This window comes from Methylobacterium crusticola (assembly GCF_003574465.1).
In the GTDB taxonomy this organism is placed as follows: domain Bacteria; phylum Pseudomonadota; class Alphaproteobacteria; order Rhizobiales; family Beijerinckiaceae; genus Methylobacterium; species Methylobacterium crusticola.
In genome coordinates this window covers 16,014-34,273 of the sequence record NZ_QOWC01000021.1, presented here as the reverse complement: position 1 = coordinate 34,273, position 18,260 = coordinate 16,014, and the positions used below count along the sequence as shown (strand labels likewise).

At 75.0% G+C, this 18,260-nt stretch carries 14 protein-coding genes; 8 read left to right on the top strand and 6 right to left on the bottom strand.

What is annotated here, in order from left to right; all coding sequences use genetic code 11:
* Positions 1–196 precede the first annotated feature (196 nt).
* The gene (locus tag DT057_RS13045; protein WP_162501392.1) at positions 197–2,044 is read left to right on the top strand and encodes a caspase family protein; all 1,848 of its coding nucleotides are present in this window, start codon (positions 197–199) and stop codon (positions 2,042–2,044) included.
* 55 nt (positions 2,045–2,099) lie between these two features.
* Positions 2,100–3,056, top strand: a complete 957-nt coding sequence (locus DT057_RS13040) for a dienelactone hydrolase family protein (RefSeq protein ID WP_128562539.1) — start codon at positions 2,100–2,102, stop codon at positions 3,054–3,056.
* Positions 3,057–3,109: 53 nt separating this feature from the next.
* Here the strand turns inward: DT057_RS13040 and DT057_RS13035 are convergent, their stop codons facing one another.
* Positions 3,110–4,099 (bottom strand): amidohydrolase family protein, encoded by a 990-nt coding sequence (locus DT057_RS13035; protein WP_128562538.1) that lies wholly within the window; start codon positions 4,097–4,099, stop codon positions 3,110–3,112.
* A 186-nt stretch (positions 4,100–4,285) separates the two neighbouring features.
* Positions 4,286–4,570 (bottom strand): hypothetical protein, encoded by a 285-nt coding sequence (locus DT057_RS13030; protein WP_128562537.1) that lies wholly within the window; start codon positions 4,568–4,570, stop codon positions 4,286–4,288.
* 330 nt (positions 4,571–4,900) lie between these two features.
* On the opposite strand from DT057_RS13030, the gene DT057_RS13025 reads away from it, so the two are divergent.
* Positions 4,901–6,094: a glycosyltransferase family 2 protein gene (locus DT057_RS13025; protein WP_128562536.1), complete on the top strand. Its 1,194-nt coding sequence runs from the start codon at positions 4,901–4,903 to the stop codon at positions 6,092–6,094.
* Between the two features lie 256 nt (positions 6,095–6,350).
* Positions 6,351–6,959, top strand: a complete 609-nt coding sequence (locus tag DT057_RS13020; protein WP_162501390.1) for a PAS domain-containing protein — start codon at positions 6,351–6,353, stop codon at positions 6,957–6,959.
* A 323-nt stretch (positions 6,960–7,282) separates the two neighbouring features.
* On the opposite strand, the gene DT057_RS13015 is transcribed toward DT057_RS13020, so the two are convergent.
* Positions 7,283–7,744: a Ros/MucR family transcriptional regulator gene (locus tag DT057_RS13015; RefSeq protein ID WP_128562534.1), complete on the bottom strand. Its 462-nt coding sequence runs from the start codon at positions 7,742–7,744 to the stop codon at positions 7,283–7,285.
* A 286-nt stretch (positions 7,745–8,030) separates the two neighbouring features.
* Between DT057_RS13015 and DT057_RS13010 the strand changes: the two genes are divergently transcribed.
* From DT057_RS13010 to DT057_RS12995, 4 genes are all read left to right on the top strand, one after another.
* Complete coding sequence (locus tag DT057_RS13010) at positions 8,031–8,351, top strand: GYD domain-containing protein (protein WP_128562533.1); 321 nt, start codon at positions 8,031–8,033, stop codon at positions 8,349–8,351.
* Positions 8,352–8,658: 307 nt separating this feature from the next.
* Entirely contained in the window at positions 8,659–10,938 is a 2,280-nt protein-coding gene (locus tag DT057_RS13005) for an ATP-binding protein (protein ID WP_238313244.1), read from the top strand.
* A gap of 1 nt (position 10,939) precedes the next feature.
* A complete protein-coding gene (locus DT057_RS13000) occupies positions 10,940–11,401 on the top strand; it encodes a response regulator (protein ID WP_128562531.1) in 462 nt (153 codons plus the stop codon).
* Positions 11,398–13,152 carry a hybrid sensor histidine kinase/response regulator gene (locus DT057_RS12995; RefSeq protein WP_238313242.1) on the top strand — a complete coding sequence of 585 codons (1,755 nt, stop codon included), beginning with the start codon at positions 11,398–11,400 and terminating at the stop codon, positions 13,150–13,152. The genes DT057_RS13000 and DT057_RS12995 overlap by 4 nt, the downstream gene beginning before the upstream one ends.
* A gap of 49 nt (positions 13,153–13,201) precedes the next feature.
* On the opposite strand, the gene DT057_RS12990 is transcribed toward DT057_RS12995, so the two are convergent.
* The 3 genes from DT057_RS12990 to DT057_RS37230 all read right to left on the bottom strand — a co-directional run bounded on the left by DT057_RS12990 (position 13,202) and on the right by DT057_RS37230 (position 18,222).
* Entirely contained in the window at positions 13,202–17,047 is a 3,846-nt protein-coding gene (locus DT057_RS12990) for an ATP-binding protein (RefSeq protein WP_203236261.1), read from the bottom strand.
* Between the two features lie 264 nt (positions 17,048–17,311).
* A complete protein-coding gene (locus DT057_RS12985; protein ID WP_128562528.1) occupies positions 17,312–17,911 on the bottom strand; it encodes a gluconokinase in 600 nt (199 codons plus the stop codon).
* Between the two features lie 185 nt (positions 17,912–18,096).
* Positions 18,097–18,222, bottom strand: a complete 126-nt coding sequence (locus DT057_RS37230; protein WP_269153003.1) for a hypothetical protein — start codon at positions 18,220–18,222, stop codon at positions 18,097–18,099.
* Positions 18,223–18,260 lie beyond the last annotated feature (38 nt).

Genomic DNA, 18,260 nt, shown 5'->3' with positions numbered 1-18,260 from the left:
CGCCGCGGCGTGCGCGCGTGCCCGCACGCCACGGCGGCGGCCGTGTGCCTCACGGCACGCGCGCCGGCACGTTTCTCGGCGACACTCGTCCCCACGGTGCAGGCGGGCGCACGCGCCTGAGCGACCGGCCGCCGCGCCGGTTCCGCAGGGCTCCGCTGGCCGCAGCCGTGTGCCATCCGGGATGGGAGTGGCTGCAATGACGGAATCTCGTCTCGCCAGGCGCGGGCCGCCCTGGCTCGCGCGGGCGACCCTGACGCTCCTGCTCGCCGTCGCCGGCGCCGAGGCCCGTGCCGCCAGCAGGGTCGCCCTCGTCATCGGCAACTCGGCCTACCAGATGGTGCCGGCCCTCCCGAACACGGCCCGCGACGCCGAGGCCATGCGGCAGGTGCTCGAGGAGGCGAAGTTCGAGGTGGTGCAGGCGACCAACGCCGACCTCGGCGGCCTGCGCGGCCAGCTCGAGAGCTTCGTGCGGCGCGCCGCCGACGCCAGCGAGGTCGTCGTCTACTTCGCCGGCCACGCCATGCAGGTGAACGGGTCGAACTACCTGCTGCCCGTGGACCTCAGACCGTCCGAGGCCGAGATCGTGGGGCAGGCGGTGTCCCTGGACGAGATCCTCAAGCGCCTCGACGCCACCCGCGCGAAGACCAAGATCGTCATCCTGGACGCCTGCCGCAACAACCCGTTCACCGGGAGCCAGCGCGCCCGCGGCCTCGCGGCGACGCTCCTCGACGGGGCCCCGGCCGGCGCGGATGCCGGCGCCGAGCGGGCGGCCGCCTCGGAGGCCGGGCTCGCCCGGGTCGCCTCGAAGGGGGGGACGCTCGTCGCCTTCTCGACCTCGCCGGGCGCCGTCGCGTTCGACGGGGCGGGCCGGCACAGCCCCTACACGGAGGCGTTCCTGAAGCACGTGCGCGAGCCCGGCCTGCCGGTCGAGCAGCTGTTCCGGCAGGTGCGGCTCGCCGTCGACGCCAGCACCGGCGGGTTCCAGCTGCCCTGGGAGGCGTCCTCGCTCACCCGGCCCTTCAGCTTCTTCGACGCGACGGGTCCGGCCGCGGGCGCCAAGGCCGCCGATACGAGCCAGGCAGGCGGCAAGGCCGCCGACCTGAATCCCACGGGCGGCAAGGCCGCCGACCTGAACTCAGCGGGCGGCAAGGCCGCCGATATGAGCCAGAAGGTGCTGACGGCGCGGAACCGGCCGACCTACGCGAGCCTGCGCGAGGCCGCGCCCGCCGACGCCTACCGGACCGCGATCCTGTGGGACGAGCCCGCGATCTACAGGAACTTCCTCGAGATCTACCCGGACGACGAGCACGCGCTGCGCATCCATCGCGTCCTGACCCTGCGCCAGGAGGAGCTCGCCTGGGCGGCCGTCGTCCGCAACGGCGCCAGCGAGGATCTCCGGCTCTTCCTCGCCCTCTATCCGGACTCGCTCCATGCCGGCGAGGCGCGCGGGCTCGCGGCGCGCGCGACGAGCCGTCGGGGCGAGCGCGTCGCGACGCTCTGCCTGAGCCCGCCGCGGACGATCGGGACGCTCCCGCCCGCGCCCCTGCCCGCCCCGAGGCCGCGGCTCCAGAAGGCCGAGCGCGTGCCGCCGAAGGCGCCGGCCCGCCCGCCCGAGCGGCCCGTGGCCGCCCGGGAGGAGCGCCGCCCCCCGCCCGCCCGCGCGCTGCCCGAGCGCCCCCCGGTGCAGGCGGTCGAGATCGACGACGACGAGATCGATCCCGGCCCGCCCCGCATCCCCGTCGGGATCGGGCCGTTCCCCCGGGTCCCGCGGCCGTTCCCGCAGCGTCCCTATCCGGGGCCACGGCCCTATCCGGAGCCGCGTCCCTACCCCGAGCCGCGTCCCTACCCGGAGACCGGCGGGTCGCGGCCCCGGTTCCCTTCCGGCCCCCTCGGGCGACCGGCCGGCATCCCGTCCCGCATGGGGCCCATGGGCGGCTACGTGCCCTCGGGCCTGGGCTCGCCGTCGATGCGGGGGCCCGGCGGGCCGATGGGCGGGTTCGGCCGGGGCGGCTATGGTGGCATGGGCGGGTTCCGGCTCCGGTGACGGGGCGGGCCCGGCCGGGATCCGGCCTTCGCGGGAGACCGGGGGATGATCGGCGATGCCTGAGGGTGGTGCGGTGAGCCTGCGTGGCTTCGGGGCGCCGGGGCGCTCCCCGCCGACGTGGACGCCGGTCCGGCGCGAGGGCGCGCAGCGAGGCGAGGACCCGGAGCGGCGCCCGCGCGCGCGATCGGGCGCCGCGCTCCTCCTGCTCGCCCTCCTCGCCGCGGCGGCGCCGGCCCGGCCCGCCCGGGCGCAGCCCGCCGCGGTCGCGTTCCCGGGCGCGGACGGCGTGCTCCTCCAGGGCGAGGTCTACCGGCCGGCGGGGCCCGGTCCGTTCCCGGCCGTCGTGGCGCTGCACGGCTGCGGCGGCCTCTACGGCCGCGGGGGGCTGAACCCGCGCCACGCCGATTGGGGCGAGCGGCTCGCCGCGCAGGGTTTCCTGGTGCTCCTCCCCGACAGCTTCGGGTCGCGCGGCCTCGGCGCGCAGTGCGGGCGGGCCGGCCGCGAGATCCGGCCGGGTCGCGAGCGCGTCGCCGACGCCCTCGCGGCCAAGGCCTACCTGCAGGGCCGGCCGGACGTGAAGCCGCGGGCGATCTCGCTCCTCGGCTGGTCGAACGGCGGCTCGAGCGTGCTCTACGCGGTGCAGCCGGGCGTGCGGGACGACGGCGGCGCGCCGTTCGCCCGCGCCGTCGCCTTCTATCCGGGCTGCCGCGCGCCCGCCGAGCGCGGCTGGCGCGACGGCGTCCCGCTCCTGATCCTGGTCGGCGCCGCCGACGACTGGACCGGCGCCGAGCCTTGCCGCGCCATGGCGCAGGACGCCGCAGCCCGCGGCGAGCCCGTCGAGGTCGTGGTCTACCCGGGCGCCCACCACGATTTCGACCACCCGTCCCTGGCGCTGCGGGAGCGGCGCGGCCTCGCCTACACGGTGAACCGGGACGGTGTCGCGCACGTGGGCACCGATCCGGCGGCCCGCGCCGACGCGCTGCGGCGCGTGCCGGACTTCCTCGCGCGCTGAGCGCGCGGGTGGCGGGGGTCGGACCGCGCCCGCCCCGCGCGGTCCGCGCCGCCTCAGAAGCCGTAGAGGCGCGCCGGGTTGTCGACCAGGACGGCCTTGCGGAGCGCGGCATCCGGGACCCACTCGGCCAGCAGGTTCAGCACGCGCCCGTCATCGATCGGCTGGGCCGGCGCCAGGTCCGTCGGCTTGCGGCCGGGCACCGCGCCGCTGTCCGGGTGGGGCCAGTCGCTGCCCCAGACGAGGCGCTCCGGGTTGGCGGCGACGAGCGCGCGGGCCAGCGGCGCGACGTCGGGGTAATCGGGCGCCCGGGTGGACGCCCGGTAGGCCCCGGACAGCTTCACCCAGGCGTTGCCCGAGCGCACGAGGTCGAGCACCGCCTCGAAGCCCGGCTGCTGGGGACCGAGCGCCGCCTGGGCGCCGGCGAAGTGGTCGAACACGATCGGGACCGGCACCGCGGCGAGTTGCGCCTTGAGGGGCGCGATCACCGAGAGCCGGGAATACACCTGGAGGTGCCACGGCCGCTGCCCGATGCGCCGCACGGCCGCGTCGAGGGCCTTGGCGGAGGCGGCCGGATCGAACACGCCGGCCTGCTCCAGGTTGACCCGGACGCCCCGGATGCCCGCCTTCGCCATGGCGTCGAGGTCGGCCTCCGTGGTGGCGTCGCCGATCACCGCGACGCCGCGGGCCCGCTGCGGGCCGAGCTGTCGCAGGCCGTCGAGGGTCGCGCCGTTGTCCGTGCCGTAGACGCTGGGCGTGACGATCACGACGCGGTCGAGGTGCAGGGCGCGTTGCAGCGCGAGCAGCTCGGCGGCGGTCGCGACCGGGGGCGTGTAGGCGCGTCCCTCCCAGAACGGGAACGCCGCCGGGTCCGGGAAGACATGGACGTGGCAGTCGCAGGCGCCCTCCGGAACCTGGATGCTCACCGGCGTCCCGACCGTCGGGGCGGCCGGATCCGCCCCGCCCCCGGACCATGCGGGCGCGCCGCTGACGGCGGCGGCCGCGGCCGAGGCGGAGAGTTTCAGCCCTTGCCTGCGTGACAGCATCGGTGCCTCCCCGTCCGGGTCGCGGCCCGGTCCATCGTTGTCCGCGCGTGCCGGGAAGCGGGAAGAACGCGTCGGCGCACGCAGTGTCGCGTCGCGGGCTCCGCGCGCGCAGAGCCCGCGCGCGCAGAGGCGCACGCGGGCGTGTGCAGGCACCGCGCAGGGACCCGCGCGGCGGCGCGGCGCGCGCTAGCAGTTGTCGGCGCGCGCCTTCGCGGCCTTGTCCTGGTCCGACATCTTCGACGTGTCGCCCGGGACGGCCGTCTTGCCGCCGACCGTCATCGTGTCCCCGACGGATCCCGTCGACTCGGCCGTCGTGCCGGGCGCGACCTTGCCGGTGGGCGGCGGCGGGTTGGCGTTCGACGTCGTGGTGCTGTTCGCCTGCTTGCCCGACTCGCACGGACCCGCGGTCGCCGCGGCGCCCGAGAGCAGCAGGGCCGCGGTGCCGGCGGCCAGTATCATGCTCATCCTCATGGCTTCCTCCTGTTCTTGTCTCCGAGGATCAACCGGTGCTCCCGCCGCTCCGTTCCGGGCCCGGGTGCGGAGAGGGGCGCCACGGCCGCGTTCGGGTCGCGGGCGCGGGCGCGGGCGCGGGCGCGGGGCGGAACGCTCCCGGGGTCGCCGGACGTCCGCGGTCGCGGACAGGTCAGAAGGGATGAGGCGGGCCGCCCGGAAGAGGTAGGCGCCGCCGCCGCCTCATCCGTTCTTCGCCTCGCCCGCCTCCGGATTGCGCCGCTCCCAGGCCGCCGCCTCCACCATACCCTCCAACAGTATCAAAGAACGCGATGCGGCCGGGAGGACACCATGATGTCGTTCGCTGAAGTCACTCTGTCGCTCGTCGCCTGTCTCTGCGCGATTCCCGTTCTGACGCTGCTCGCCGAGATCCTGGCCTCGCTCCCGTCCCTGCGGCCCGGACACCTGGCGGGCCGGCGGCCCTCGGTGGCGGTCCTGATCCCGGCCCACGACGAGCGCGAGGACCTCGACGCCACGATGACGTCGGTGCGCGGACAGCTCGTCGACGGCGACCGTCTCGTCGTCGTCGCCGACAATTGCCGCGACGACACGGCGCTGATCGCCGAGGCCGGCGGCGCCGAGGTCGTCGTGCGGCACGATCCCGACCGGCGCGGCAAGGGCTTCGCGCTCGACGCGGGCCTGCGCTTCCTCGCCCGGACCGGCCTGCCCGAGGTGGTCGTCGTCGTCGACGCCGATTGCCGCCTGCGGCCCGGCGCCATCGACCGGCTCGCGGCCGCGAGCGTCGCGCTCGGGCGCCCCGTCCAGGCGTCGTACCTCTTCACCCCCGTGCTCGGCGGGTCGCCGGCCCATCGGATCGGGGCGTTCGCGGCGCGCGTGAGGACGATCGCGCGTCCCTTGGGAGCGCGCCGGCTCGGGGTGCCCTGCCCGATCATGGGATCGGGCTTCGCCCTGCCGGCGACCTGCCTGTCCAAGGTCAGCTTCGCGAGCGGCCACCTGGCCGAGGACAAGAAGCTCGGCCTCGATCTCGCCCTGGCGGGCTTCGCGCCGCATTTCTGCCCGGAGGCCGAGGTGGAGAGCCCGCTGCCGCTGGGCGAGGCCGCCCGCCACAGGCAGCAGACCCGCTGGGAGCACGGCCACATCGCGCTGATCAAGGCCTACGCGCCGCGCCTGTTCCGGGAGGCTTTCCGCGGCCGGGACCTCCGGCTCCTCGCCGTGGCCCTCGACCTGTGCCTGCCGCCCCTGGTCGGCCTCGCGCTCATGAGCGGGCTCGTCCTGCTGCTCACCGCCGGCTGGGCCGGGCTGGGCGGCGCCGAGCATCCGATGCTGGTTGCCGGCGGCACCGTCGGGCTCCTCTGCCTCGCCATCGTGCTCGCCGCCTGGCGCTGGGGCCAGGGCCTGGTGTCGTGGCGCGACGTCCTGGCTCTGCCCTCGTTCATGCTGGTCAAGCTGCCGATCCTGGTGGGCGCGCTGACGAAGCCGCAGGGCGACTGGATCCGGACCGACCGGGTGCGCCAGCGGCCGTAGGCCCGGATGCCGGCCCTGCGGCGGCACGCGCCCGCCGCCCGGAAGGCCAGGCGACGCGGCCGGCGGGCCGCCGCCGGCCGCCGGACCGGCGATCGACGCTTCACCATCGTCTAACCATCGCGCGGGATGCCCGACCCATCCTCCTGAAACCGCACGGCTTCCCGGCCCCGAGTGGGCCGTTCGCGCGTTTGCGTCAGGACGCCCCGCCGGGTCGCGGCGGGCGTCCGGCACGGGGCGGCGCGGCGCGGAGGCGACGGTGAGGCGGGATACGAACGATCGGGCGCGGCCGCTCCAAGCCGTGCTGCAGGCGGCACTCGCGGAGCCGGACCTCCTCGGCGCCTGGACGTGGCAGCCTCGGGAGGACCTGATCTTCGCCGACGCGACCATCCTCAGCCTCTTCGGCCTCGACCCCGCGGGCGCCGAGACGGGCGTGCCGATCGCCGCGTTCCTCGACCGGATCCATCCGGAGGACCGGCCCGAGGTGGCGCGGCGCCGGGAGCAGTGCGCCGCCGCGGGCACGTCCTACGTGGCCGAGTACCGCATCCGGCTGCCGGACGGCGCGGTCCGGTGGGTGCTCGCCCGCGGCCGCTTCGCCCTCGACGCGGCCGGCCGGCCCCTGATTGGTCGCGGCATCATGCTGGACATGACCGGCAGCCCCCTCGGCGGCCGCGTCTACGCCCGGGAGACCCAGCCCCCGGCCGCCCACCCGCTCGAGCGCGCAGCCGATTGCTGCCTCGCCGCCCGGGCGGCGATCGACGAGGCCGCGCAGCCCTTCCTGCGCCGGCTGATCGACCTGGTGCTGCTCGAACTCGGCCGGCACCTCGCCATGCGGATCCGGGCCGACCGCCGCAGCCGGATGAACTGAGGCCGTCGCCGGGGCCCGGGGGACGCGCGGGCGGGAGACAACCGCCCGTGCGCGCGGGCGGATGGCGGGGCGGGCGGTCCCGCGGCGACCCGGGCGATCCGCGCGGCCGGCAGGAACGATCACGTCGGCGCGCCGTTCGCCCGGGACGCCCTCTGCGCCGCGGTCGGCCGCTGCCGGACGTGGCCGTGGTCGAGCGGCGACCCGCCTGGAGGCGCGCGTCCCTGGATCCCGCGGGGAGCCGGGACCGGCGGCGCCGGCGCGGGGGCGCAGGCCCGGGGCAGGGGAACCGCCCCTTGCGGCGCGGCTCTCCCGGCGCTCCGCCTTCAGCCTCGCGGCTTCGGCTCGCTCACCGTGTCGTCCTTGGTCGCGGCCTTGGCGGCCGCCCTGTGGGTGCCGAGGCCGGAGGCGCGCGCCAGGGCGGACCGTTCCGCGGCATAGTTGGCGGCCACCATCGGGTAATCGTGAGGTAAGCCCCACTTCTGGCGATAGGTCGCCGGCGTCAGACCGAGCTTGCCGAGATGTCGCTTCAACGTCTTGTAGCCCTTGCCGTCCTCGAGGCTGATGATCCGGTCCGGCGTGATGGTCTTCTTGATCGACACGGCCGGTGTGAGAACCGGCGCTTCGGGTTCAGGCGTCTTGCTGATGCTGGTGAAAGCCTCGTGGACCCGGATGAGGAAGCTCGGGACTTCGGAGGCCGGAAGAGAGTTGTGGGCTACGTAGGTCGCGACGATCTCCGTCGACAGCTCGACGAGGTATGTGGGTGAGGTTTTGCTCGCATCGGGCACGCTCTATCTCCTGGTGTTTTCTGACTGCTGCTGCGCAGAAGTCTCCGCACTCTCAGATTAATCGAGCCCGATGGCGAGCGGGATACCGCCTTTAGAGGATGATCGGCGGGCCACGACATCGAACGGTGAGGGCAGGACTCTGCCGGCGTGCGGGACGACTTGGACGGGCCGCGACGCCCCGCGCGAGGCCGCGGACCGGCGGCTTGGGGCGCGGCCTCCGGCTGGACGCCCGGCGGCGGCCATGGGACACTCGGCCCCGGTCGCCCTCTGCACGGGAGGCTCTCACATGACGACCTACATCATGCTGGCGAACTGGACGGACCAGGGCGCCCGCTCGGCGTCGGATTCGCCGCGCCGGCTCGACGCCGCCAAGGCGCTGCTCGCCGAGATGGGCGGCCGCTTCCAGCACTTCTTCCTCACGATGGGCACCTACGACTGCGTGGCGGTCTACGAGGCGCCCGACGACGCGGTCGCGGCCCGGTTCAACCTGCAGCTCGGCATGCTGGGCGCGATCCGCACCCAGACCCTGAAGGCGTTTCCGGAGGCCGCCTACCGGGAGATCGTCGCGTCGCTCGGCTACGAGGAGCCGCCGCGCTGGCGTGCCTGACGGCCGCGGCCCGCCGGGTCGGCCCGCCCGCGCGGCCCGCCCCGGAACGCCGTCCGGGCGAGGAACAGGATCGAGCCTTGACGGTTAGATGACCGTAGGGGATGTCGGGAACCCGGGAGCCGGGTCGGTGGAGCGCGACGGTGCACGTGTGCGGCCATCGGTTCGGTTGCGGGACGAGCGGCCGCCGGCGTAGACCCCGTCCGGGACCTGAGAGGCCGCGGGGCCACCCGGCATGCCGGCGGAGGAGCCTGCCCGCGCGGCGCAGCTCGAGAGCCGGCGCCCAGGCGGGAGCGGGAGGCGACCCCACGTGAGCGAGACGGCACGGGCACGGCAGTCGGCCGATCTCTCGGCCTGCGACCGGGAGCCGATCCACATCCTCGGCAGCATCCAGCCGCACGGGTTCCTGCTCGCGCTGGAGGGGCCCGAGCACCGCATCGTGCAGGCGAGCGCGAACGCCGCCGCCATGGCGCGCGGGCGGTCCGTCCCGGTGCTCGGGCGGCCCCTCGGCGAGGTCTTTCCCGCGCTCGCGGACCTGCTCGCGCCGGCCGCGCGCGCCGAGGCGCCCCGGGACGGCGCGGCCTACCTGCGCACCGTGAGCCTCCCGACCGACGAGGGCGTGCGCGCCTTCGACGTCGCGGCCCACGGCTCGGGCGACCTCACGCTGCTCGAGCTCGAGGAGGCCAGCGGCGAGGACAGCGCGGGCGCGAGCCTCGACGCGCTCTACCCGCGCCTGAGCGCCTTCGTCGAGGGGCTGCACGCGGCCCCGTCGGTGGCGGAGCTCTGCGCCCTCGTCGCGCGCGACATCCGGCACGTCACCGGCTTCGACCGGGCGCTCGTCTACCGCTTCGACCGGGACGGGCACGGCACCGTGGTGGCGGAGGACGGCAACGGCGTCCTGCCCTCCTACCTCGACCTGCGCTTCCCGGCCTCCGACATCCCCGCGCAGGCGCGCGAGCTCTACCGGCGCAACCGCCTGCGCATCATCCCGGACGCCGGCTACGCGCCGGTGCCCATCGAGCCGGCGCTGACGCCGTCGAGCGGGCGGCCGCTCGACCTCAGCCAGTCGATCCTGCGCAGCGTCTCCCCGGTTCACGTGGAGTACATGCGCAACATGGAGACCATGGCCTCGATGTCCGTCTCGATCCTCGTCGACGGCGCGCTCTGGGGCCTGATCTCCTGCCACAACGGGGCACCGCGCCGCGTCCCGCTCCAGGCCCGCAACGCCTGCGACTTCCTCACCCGCATCTTCGCGCTCCAGCTCGCCGCGAAGGAGCGCGGCGCCCGGTCCGACCTGCGCCTGCGCCTCGGCGCGGTCCAGAGCCGCCTGCTCGCCTTCATGGCGCAGGAGGAGCGCTTCCTCGACGGGCTCCTGAAGCATCCCGACGACGTCCTCGCGGTGACCCGCTCCGCGGGCGCCGCCGTGGTGACGAAGGAGCAGTGCTGGCTCCTCGGCGCGACGCCGTCGCGGTCGGAGGTGCGCCGGGTCTACGGCTGGCTCGCGGCCCAGCATGACGGCGAGGAGGTGTTCGCCACCGATGCCCTGGGCGAGGTGTTCCCGCCGGCCGCGGCCTTCGCGGACCGCGCGAGCGGCCTCCTGGCGATCGGCATCTCGAAGAAGTACGCGAGCTACGTGCTCTGGTTCAGGCCCGAGGTCGTCCAGACCGTGCGCTGGGGCGGCAACCCCAACAAGCCGGCGACGCCCGATCCCTCGGGCGGCCCGAGCCGCCTGCATCCCCGCAAGTCGTTCGAGATCTGGCGCGAGACCCTGAAGGGCCGCTCCACGCCGTGGTCGCCGGTCGAGGTCGATGCCGCCAAGGAGCTGCGCGGCGCCGTGCTCGGCATCGTGCTGCGGCGCGCCGAGGAACTGGCGGCCCTCACGGAGGAGTTGCAGCGCTCCAACAAGGAGCTCGAGGCCTTCTCCTACTCGGTGAGCCACGACCTGCGGGCGCCCTTCCGCCACATCGTCGGCTACTCGGAGCTCCTGCGCGCGCGGGAGGGCGACCGGCTCTCCGACAAGGGCCGCCACTACGTCGACACCATCATCGAGGCGGCCTTCTCGGCCGGGACGCTCGTCGACAACCTGCTGTCGTTCTCCCAGATGGGGCGCAATTCCCTCAACCGGATCACCGGCGACATGAACGCCCTGGTCGAGGAAGTGCGCCGCAAGGCGCTGCGCGAGGTGCCCCCGGACCGCGCGATCCGGTGGGAGATCGGCGCCCTCGGCCGGGCCTACGCCGACCCGGTGATGCTGCGCCTCGTGATCGAGAACCTCCTGTCGAACGCCATCAAGTACACGCGCGCCCGGGACGAGGCGGTGATCGAGGTCGGGCGCCGCGACGAGCCCGGGCAGCCCCCGACCTTCTTCGTGCGCGACAACGGCGTCGGCTTCGACATGGCCTACGTCGGCAAGCTGTTCGGCGTGTTCCAGCGCCTGCACCGCGTCGAGGAGTTCGAGGGCACCGGGATCGGGCTCGCCAACGTCCGGCGCATCGTCGAGCGGCACGGCGGCCAGACCTGGGCCGAGGGCGAGACCGGCCAGGGGGCCACGTTCTACTTCACGCTGCCGAGCCGAGAGGAGGCCAAGTGAGATGGCGGATCTGAAGCCGATCCTCCTCGTCGAGGACAACCCGAACGACATCGAGCTGACCCTCGCGGCGCTGGAGAGGAGCCAGCTCGCCAACGAGATCATCATCTGCCGCGACGGTGCCGAGGCGCTCGACTTCCTGTACCGGCGCGGCCCCCACGAGAGCCGCGACGCCCGCGACCCGGCCGTGGTGCTGCTCGACCTCAAGCTGCCGAAGGTCGACGGGCTCGAGGTGCTGGCCAAGGTCAAGGGCGACGCCCAGACCCGGGCGATCCCGGTCGTGATGCTGACCTCCTCGCGCGAGGAGGCCGACCTCGTGCGCTCCTACGATCTCGGGGTGAACGCCTTCGTGGTGAAGCCCGTCGGCTTCAAGGAGTTCTTCGAGGCGATCCAGGACCTCGGGGTGTTCTGGGCCGTGCTGAACGAGCCGCCGCCGCACCGGGGGGACTGGCCATCGAACGCGTGACCGAGACCCGGCCCGCCGGACGCGGCGGGGCCGCCTCCGAGGCGGCGCCCGTGCGCATCCTGCTGCTCGAGGACAGCGACCTCGACGCCGAGCTGGTGGCCGAGTTCGTCGCCCGCATCGGCCTCCCGCACGCCATCGAGCGGGTGATGACCCGCGAGGGTTTCCGGGCCGCGGCCGCCTCCCGCTGCCACGACCTCATCCTGGCCGACTACGTCCTGCCGACCTTCGACGGCCTGAGCGCCCTCGCGGTCGCGCGCGAGCACTGCCCCGGGATCCCCTTCGTGTTCGTCTCGGGCACCCTGGGCGAGGACGTCGCCGTGGAGGCGCTCAAGGGCGGCGCCACGGACTACGTCGTCAAGCAGCGGCTCGACCGGCTCCCGCGCACGATCGTGCGGGCCCTCGCCGAGGCGCGGGCGCGGGCGGAGCGCGAGACGGCCGACCAGGCCCTGCGGGCGCTCAACGAGACGCTCGAGACGCGCATCGAGGAGCGCACCCGCGAGCTCGCCGAGGCGAACACGGAGCTGCGCCGCCAGGTTGCCGAGCGCGAGCGCGTCGAGGTCGCCCTGCGGCAGGCGCAGCGCCTCGAGGCGGTGGGCCAGCTCACCAGCGGCGTCGCCCACGACTTCAACAACCTCCTCACGGTGATCTCCGGCAATATCGGCTTCCTCGAGCGCACGGTGACGGACGCGACGGGCCGGCGCCGCCTCGACATGATGCGGAGCGCGGCCGAGCGCGGCGCCCGCCTCACGGCGCAGCTCCTCGCCTTCTCCCGCCGCCAGCGCCTCGACCCCAAGCCCGTCGACCTGAACGAGACGGTGGCGTCGATGCGCGACCTCCTCCAGAGCTCGATGGGCGGCGCCGTGCGGATCGAGACCGTGCACCAGCGGGACCTGTGGCCCGCCATGGTCGACCCGACCCAGATCGAGCTCGTGATCCTGAACCTCGCCATCAACGCCCGCGACGCCATGGAGGTCGGCGGCGCCCTCACGATCGAGACCGCCAATGTCGGGCTCGGCAGCCCCCGGACGCCCGAGGAGCCGCAGGCCGGCGAGTACGTCATGGTCTCGGTCAACGACACCGGCACCGGCATCCCGCCGGCGGTGCTGGAGCGGGTGTTCGAGCCCTTCTTCACGACGAAGGAGGTCGGCAGGGGATCGGGCCTCGGCCTCGCCCAGGTCTACGGCTTCGCCAAGCAGTCGGGCGGCGGCGTACGCATCGACACGCAGATGGGGCAGGGCACCTCGGTGCGGGTCTACCTGCCCCGGGCGAGCGCCGCGGCCCTCGGCGCCGGCCTCGCCGCGCGGGCCGACTGCCCCGTGTCGCAGCAGGCCGACGGCCACCCCGTCGTGCTCGTGGTCGACGACGACAGCGCGGTCCGCGAGATCACCGCGACGCTGCTGGCCGAGCTCGGCTACGCGGTGCGGGAGGCCGGGTCCGGGCACGCCGCCCTGGCGGCCCTCGACCGCGACCCCGAGATCGACCTGATGGTGGTCGACTTCGCCATGCCGGGCATGAACGGCGCCGAGGTGGCGCACGAGGCGAGGCGGCGCCGGCCGGCCCTGCCGATCCTGTTCGTCACCGGGTACGCCGACACCGCGGCGCTGATGCAGACCGGCCAGGCCGGCGCCGACCGGATCGTCCAGAAGCCGTTCCAGGACGGCGAGCTCGGCCGCAAGGTGAAGGCGGCGCTGCGCAGCGGGCAGCGTCCCGCCGGGCCGCGGCTCGTGAGCAGCCGCGAGGCCGGTTCCTGAGGGGCCCGCGGGGCGCGGCCCGCGCGGCCGCGGGGGGCCTTGCGGGCGCTCACGCCTCGATCATCGCCCGGATCTTCTGCGCCAGGAGGTCGACCGGGAACGGCTTCGTGATCATCTGCATGCCGGTCTCGAGGAAGCCCGCCATGGCGGCGTTCTCGGCGTAGCCGGTGATGAACAGCACCTTCAGGTCAGGCCGGCGCTCCCGCGCCTCGTCGGCGAGCTGGCGTCCGTTGAGGCCGGGCAGGCCCACGTCGGTGACGAGGAGGTCGACGCGCGCGCGCGACTTGAGGATCCGGAGGCCGGCGGGGCCGTCCCGCGCCTCGAGGGCGCGGTAGCCGAGGTCGCGCAGCACGTCGACGATCAGGCCGCGCACCGCCGGCTCGTCCTCGACCACCAGCACGGTCTCGCCGCTGCCCGCGAGCAGCGCCTCGGCGGGCTCGGCCGCCGGGGCGGCGGCCGGGGCCTCGCCGCGGTGGCGCGGCAGGTAGACCCTCACGGTGGTGCCGCGGCCGACCTCCGAGAGGATGCGGGCGTGGCCCTCCGACTGGCGCGCGAAGCCGTAGATCATGGACAGGCCGAGGCCCGTCCCCTGGCCGAGAGGCTTCGTGGTGAAGAACGGGTCGAAGGCCCGGCGCATCACCTCGGCCGGCATGCCGGTCCCGGTATCGGTGACGGCGACGCAGACGTAGGCGCCGGGCTCGACGTCGCCGTGGGCGGCCGCGTAGGCCTCGTCCAGCCGGGTGTTGCAGGTCTCGACCGTGAGCCGGCCGCCGTCCGGCATCGCGTCGCGGGCGTTGATGACGAGGTTGAGGATCGCGCTCTCGAGCTGGTTGGGGTCGCACAGCGTGGGCCAGAGCCCCTCGGCGAGCCCGACCTCCAGGGTGACCCGCTCCCCGATGGTGCGCCGGATCAGGTCCTCCAGCGAGCGCACGAGGGCGTTGGCGTCCACGGGACGCGGGTCGAGGGGCTGGCGGCGCGCGAAGGCGAGGAGCCGGTGGGTCAGGGCCGCGGCCCGGTGGGCCGAGGTGAGGGCGGCGGTGATGTAGCGGTCGGCGACCTCGATCCGCCCCTGCTTCAGGCGGGTGCCGAGCATGTCGAGGGAGCCGACGATGCCGGTGAGGAGGTTGTTGAAGTCGTGGGCGATGCCGCCCGTGAGCTGGCCCACCGCCTCCATCTTCTGCGACTGCCGGAAGGCCTCCTCCAGCTCCCGCTGGTCGGTGACGTCGCGCCCGACGGCGTGCAGGTGCTCCTCCGCCGGCACCGCCGTCCAGGACAGGATGCGGTAGGAGCCGTCCCGGTGCCGGTAGCGGTTCTCGAAGCGCAGGGTCGTGAGGCCCTGCTCCAGGCGCCCGACCTCCGCGGCCGTGCTGTCCCGGTCGGCCGGATGCACGAAGTCGACGAGCTCGGCGCCGACGAGCTCCTCGGCGCTCCAGCCGAGGACGTCGGTCCAGGCGGGGTTCACCGCCGTGATGATCCCGTCGAAGCGGGCGATGATCATGACGTCCTTCGAGAGGCGCCACATCCGGTCGCGCTCGCGGGTGCGCTCCGCGACCTGGATCTCCAGGGTCTCGTTGACCCCGCGCAGGATGTCGGCCGATTCCTGCCGCACCCGGGCGAGCCGCAGGTTGGTCTCGACCCGGGCGAGCAGCTCGCGGGCCGAGAACGGCTTGATCAGGTAGTCGTCGGCCCCGGCGCCGAGGCCCTCGATGCGCGCCTCCTCGCCGGCCCGGGCCGAGAGCAGGATCACCGGGATGCCGCGCAGGGCCGGGTCCTCCCGGAGGGCCGCGAGCAGCCCGAAGCCGTCGAGGCGCGGCATCATCACGTCGGACAGGACGAGGTCCGGCAGCTCCCGGCGCGCCGCCGCGAGGGCCGCCCGCCCGTCCGCCACCGCCTCGACGAGGTAGCCGCGGTCGACGAGGAGGCGCCGGACGTAACCGCGCATGTCGCTGTTGTCGTCGGCGAGGAGCACGCGCCCGGGAAGGCGCGCCGGGAGCGCCGTCCCGGCCGCCGCGTCGGCGACGCCCGGCGCCGGCAGATCCAGATCGTCCAGGCCCGCGTCGCCCAAGCCCTGGTCGCCCAAGCCCGCGTCGCCCAGGCCCGCATCGCCCAGGCCCGCCTCCGCCGGCTCCGGGGCGTCGTCGCGCAGCCAGCGCGAGGCCTCCGCCACGAACGCCTCGGCGCGCGTCGCGGTCGAGTCTCGCCGGCGCTCGGCGCGGACGCGGTCGGCGGGCAGGTGGGCGCTGCCGAGCGGCAGCGTCACCGTGAACGTGCTGCCGCGGCCGAGCCGGCTCTCGACGGCGACCGTGCCGCCGTGCAGCCGCGTCAGCTCCTGCACCAGGGCGAGGCCGATGCCGGAGCCCTCGAAGCTGCGCCCCTGGGCGCCCTCGACCCGGTGGAAGCGCTCGAACAGCCGCGGCAGCTCGGCCTCGGGGATGCCGACGCCCGTGTCGGCGACCACGAGGCGGACCGTCCCGCCCGCGCCCCGCAGGGAGACGGCGATCTCTCCCGCGAGGGTGAACTTGAAGGCGTTGGAGATCAGGTTGAGGACGATCTTCTCCCACATCTCCCGGTCGACGAAGGCCGGCTCGGGCAGGGGCTCGCACGTCACCGCCAGGGCGAGGCCGGCCTTGTCGGTCGCCGACTGGAAGCTCGAGGCGAGCTCGGCCGTGAAGCGGGCGAGGTCCGTCGGCTCGAAGGCCGCCTGCGCCCGCCCGGCCTCGATCCGCGAGAAGTCGAGGAGCGCGTTGACGAGCTTGAGGAGCCGCAGCCCGTTGCGGTGGGCGAGTCCGACGAGGCGGCGCTCGTCCGGCGCGACCGCCGCCGCGGGCTTGGCGAGAATCTCCTCGAGGGGCCCCAGCATCAGCGTCAGGGGCGTGCGGAACTCGTGCGAGACGTTGGAGAAGAAGACCGTCTTCTGGCGGTCGATCTCCGCGAAGGCCTCGGCCCGCAGCCGCTCCTGCTCGTACGCGTTGGCGTTGGCGAGCCCCGTCGCGATCTGCCCGACGAACAGGTCGAGGAAGCCGCGATACGCCTCGTCGAGGGGACGATAGGGGTTGAGCCCGGCGACGAACGCCCCCGCCGGCCGGCTCTGCCCCTGCTGGGCGATCGGCAGCACGAGGGCGTGGGCGGGCGGGCGGTCCCAGGGACCGGCGGGCATCCCGGCGAAGAGCGGCCCGAGCTCCGCCAGGGCGATCTCGGGGGCGCTCGGATCGAGGCGCCCGAGCGCGGCCTCGGCCGCCCGCGCCACCTCGCGCTCCGCCGGGTGGCCGGCCGCGATGCCGCCCCGGGCGAGGAGCGCCGGGCCGCCGGATCCCTCGCCGTCGAGGTAGGCGAGGGCGACCGGCAGGTCGTGCGTGCCCGCCCCGAGGCAGCCCGCCACCACCGCGCCGACCTCCCGGACCGTGCGCGCCGCCGCCATCCGGGCGCCGAGGTCGCGCAGGATGCGCAGGCGGCGCTCGCCGATGACGCGCTCGGTCTCCTCGGAGACGACGCAGAGCATCCCGGTGATGGTGCCGGAATCGTCGGCGAGCGGGCTGTACGAGAAGGTGTGGTAGGTCTCCTCGGGGAAGCCGCGCCGCTCGAGGAAGAGCAGCAGCCCCTCGTCCCAGGTCGCCTCGCCGGTGCCGAGCACCTGCGCGATGCGCGGGCCGATGTCGGGCCAGATCTCGGCCCAGACCGTGTCCGAGCGCGAGCCGAGCGCCCAGACCTCCTTGACGCCGAGGGTGGGCTTGTAGGCGTCGTTGCAGAAGAACGTGAGCTCGGGCCCCCACGCCATCCACATGGCGAAGCGCGAGCCGAGCATGATCCGGACCGCGGTGCAGAGCGATTGCGGCCAGGCCTCGACCGGCCCGAGGGAGGTCGCGGCCCAGTCCCGGGCCCGCAGGCGCGCGCCCATCTCCCCGCCACCGGGAAACATGCTGTCGGCCGACGCGAACGGTCTAGCAATCATGGGGGCGGACCGGGCTCGAAACTGTCCTGTAGGCGCGGAGGCCGTTCTCCGTTCGGACGGGGGACACGGCGGGTGGCCGGGGACCGGCGGGCCCTGGGAGAGATGATGCAGGCGGGAGAAATGCCAAGCCGCCGGGTGCAGTGAAGCCGCCGGGTGCAGTGAAGCCGCCGGGTGCAGTGAAGCCGCCGGGGGTCCGGAGGGTCGCGGCCCTCAGGGCGGCGAGCCATCCTTGGGCGCCGGCGCGGCGTGCCCGGGCGCCGCCGCGGCGTGCCCGGGCGCCGCCGCGGCGTGCTGGAGCGCCGCCGCGATGGCGGTCACGATGGCCTTCGGCGCCCGGGCGACCGAGACCACCAGCGGGTTCTCGTCGGGCGTGGGCACCTCCAGCGTCCGGAACTGACTGTCGAGCAGGCTCGTCGGCATGAAGTGGCCGTGGCGGGCCGCCATCCGCCGGCCGATCAGCGCGCGGTCGCCCTCGAGGTAGACGAGGCGCACGTCCGCGCGCGCGCCGATCAGCACGTCGCGGTAGGCCCGCTTCAGGGCCGAGCAGGTCACGACGCCGTGGCCGCCGCCCGCCCGGATCCCGTCGATCCAGGCCGCGATGGCGGCGAGCCAGGGCCCCCGGTCCTCGTCGGTGAGGGGCGTGCCGGCCTGCATCTTCTCGACGTTCGCCGGGGGATGGAAGTCGTCGCCGTCCTCGAACTCCCAGCCGAGCCGGCCGGCGAGCAGGCTCGCCACCGTGGTCTTGCCGGAGCCCGACACGCCCATCACCACGAGGACGGCCGGGAGCGCGGCCTTCGGTGCCGCGCTCATGACGGGCGGCCCGGCCCGGTTGGCCGCCGGCCCTCACTCGCAATCCTGCCGCCCATCCTGCCGGATCCTCTCGCCACGCCTTGAGCACCTACGCACCCGGAGCCCGGGTGATCAAGCGGATCGAAGGCGGCTCGCGGCTCAATCGGCCGGCGGCGTAGCGGCGGCGCCACGCCCGAGGGCCGGCCTCAGGCGCGACGGCGGCCCGCCCGCGGGATGCCCGCCGCGAGGACCGGCGGGGTCGCGGTGCCGGACAGGGTGAGCACGAGGCCGCCCGCCGCCACGCAGGCGCGGACGGCCGTGCCGGACGGCACCACGCGGGTTGCGGGGAGGGAGCGGTGCGGCGGAGCGG

Bases quoted from the DNA above. Each gene is read 5' to 3' on its own strand.
- DT057_RS13045 (WP_162501392.1), top strand. From the start codon at position 197: ATGACGGAATCTCGTCTCGCCAGGCGCGGGCCGCCCTGGCTCGCGCGG.
- DT057_RS13040 (WP_128562539.1), top strand. From the start codon at position 2,100: ATGCCTGAGGGTGGTGCGGTGAGCCTGCGTGGCTTCGGGGCGCCGGGG.
- DT057_RS13035 (WP_128562538.1), bottom strand. From the start codon at position 4,099: ATGCTGTCACGCAGGCAAGGGCTGAAACTCTCCGCCTCGGCCGCGGCC.
- DT057_RS13030 (WP_128562537.1), bottom strand. From the start codon at position 4,570: ATGAGGATGAGCATGATACTGGCCGCCGGCACCGCGGCCCTGCTGCTC.
- DT057_RS13025 (WP_128562536.1), top strand. From the start codon at position 4,901: ATGATGTCGTTCGCTGAAGTCACTCTGTCGCTCGTCGCCTGTCTCTGC.
- DT057_RS13010 (WP_128562533.1), top strand. From the start codon at position 8,031: ATGACGACCTACATCATGCTGGCGAACTGGACGGACCAGGGCGCCCGC.
- DT057_RS13000 (WP_128562531.1), top strand. From the start codon at position 10,940: ATGGCGGATCTGAAGCCGATCCTCCTCGTCGAGGACAACCCGAACGAC.
- DT057_RS12990 (WP_203236261.1), bottom strand. From the start codon at position 17,047: ATGGGCGCGCGCCTGCGGGCCCGGGACTGGGCCGCGACCTCCCTCGGG.
- DT057_RS12985 (WP_128562528.1), bottom strand. From the start codon at position 17,911: ATGAGCGCGGCACCGAAGGCCGCGCTCCCGGCCGTCCTCGTGGTGATG.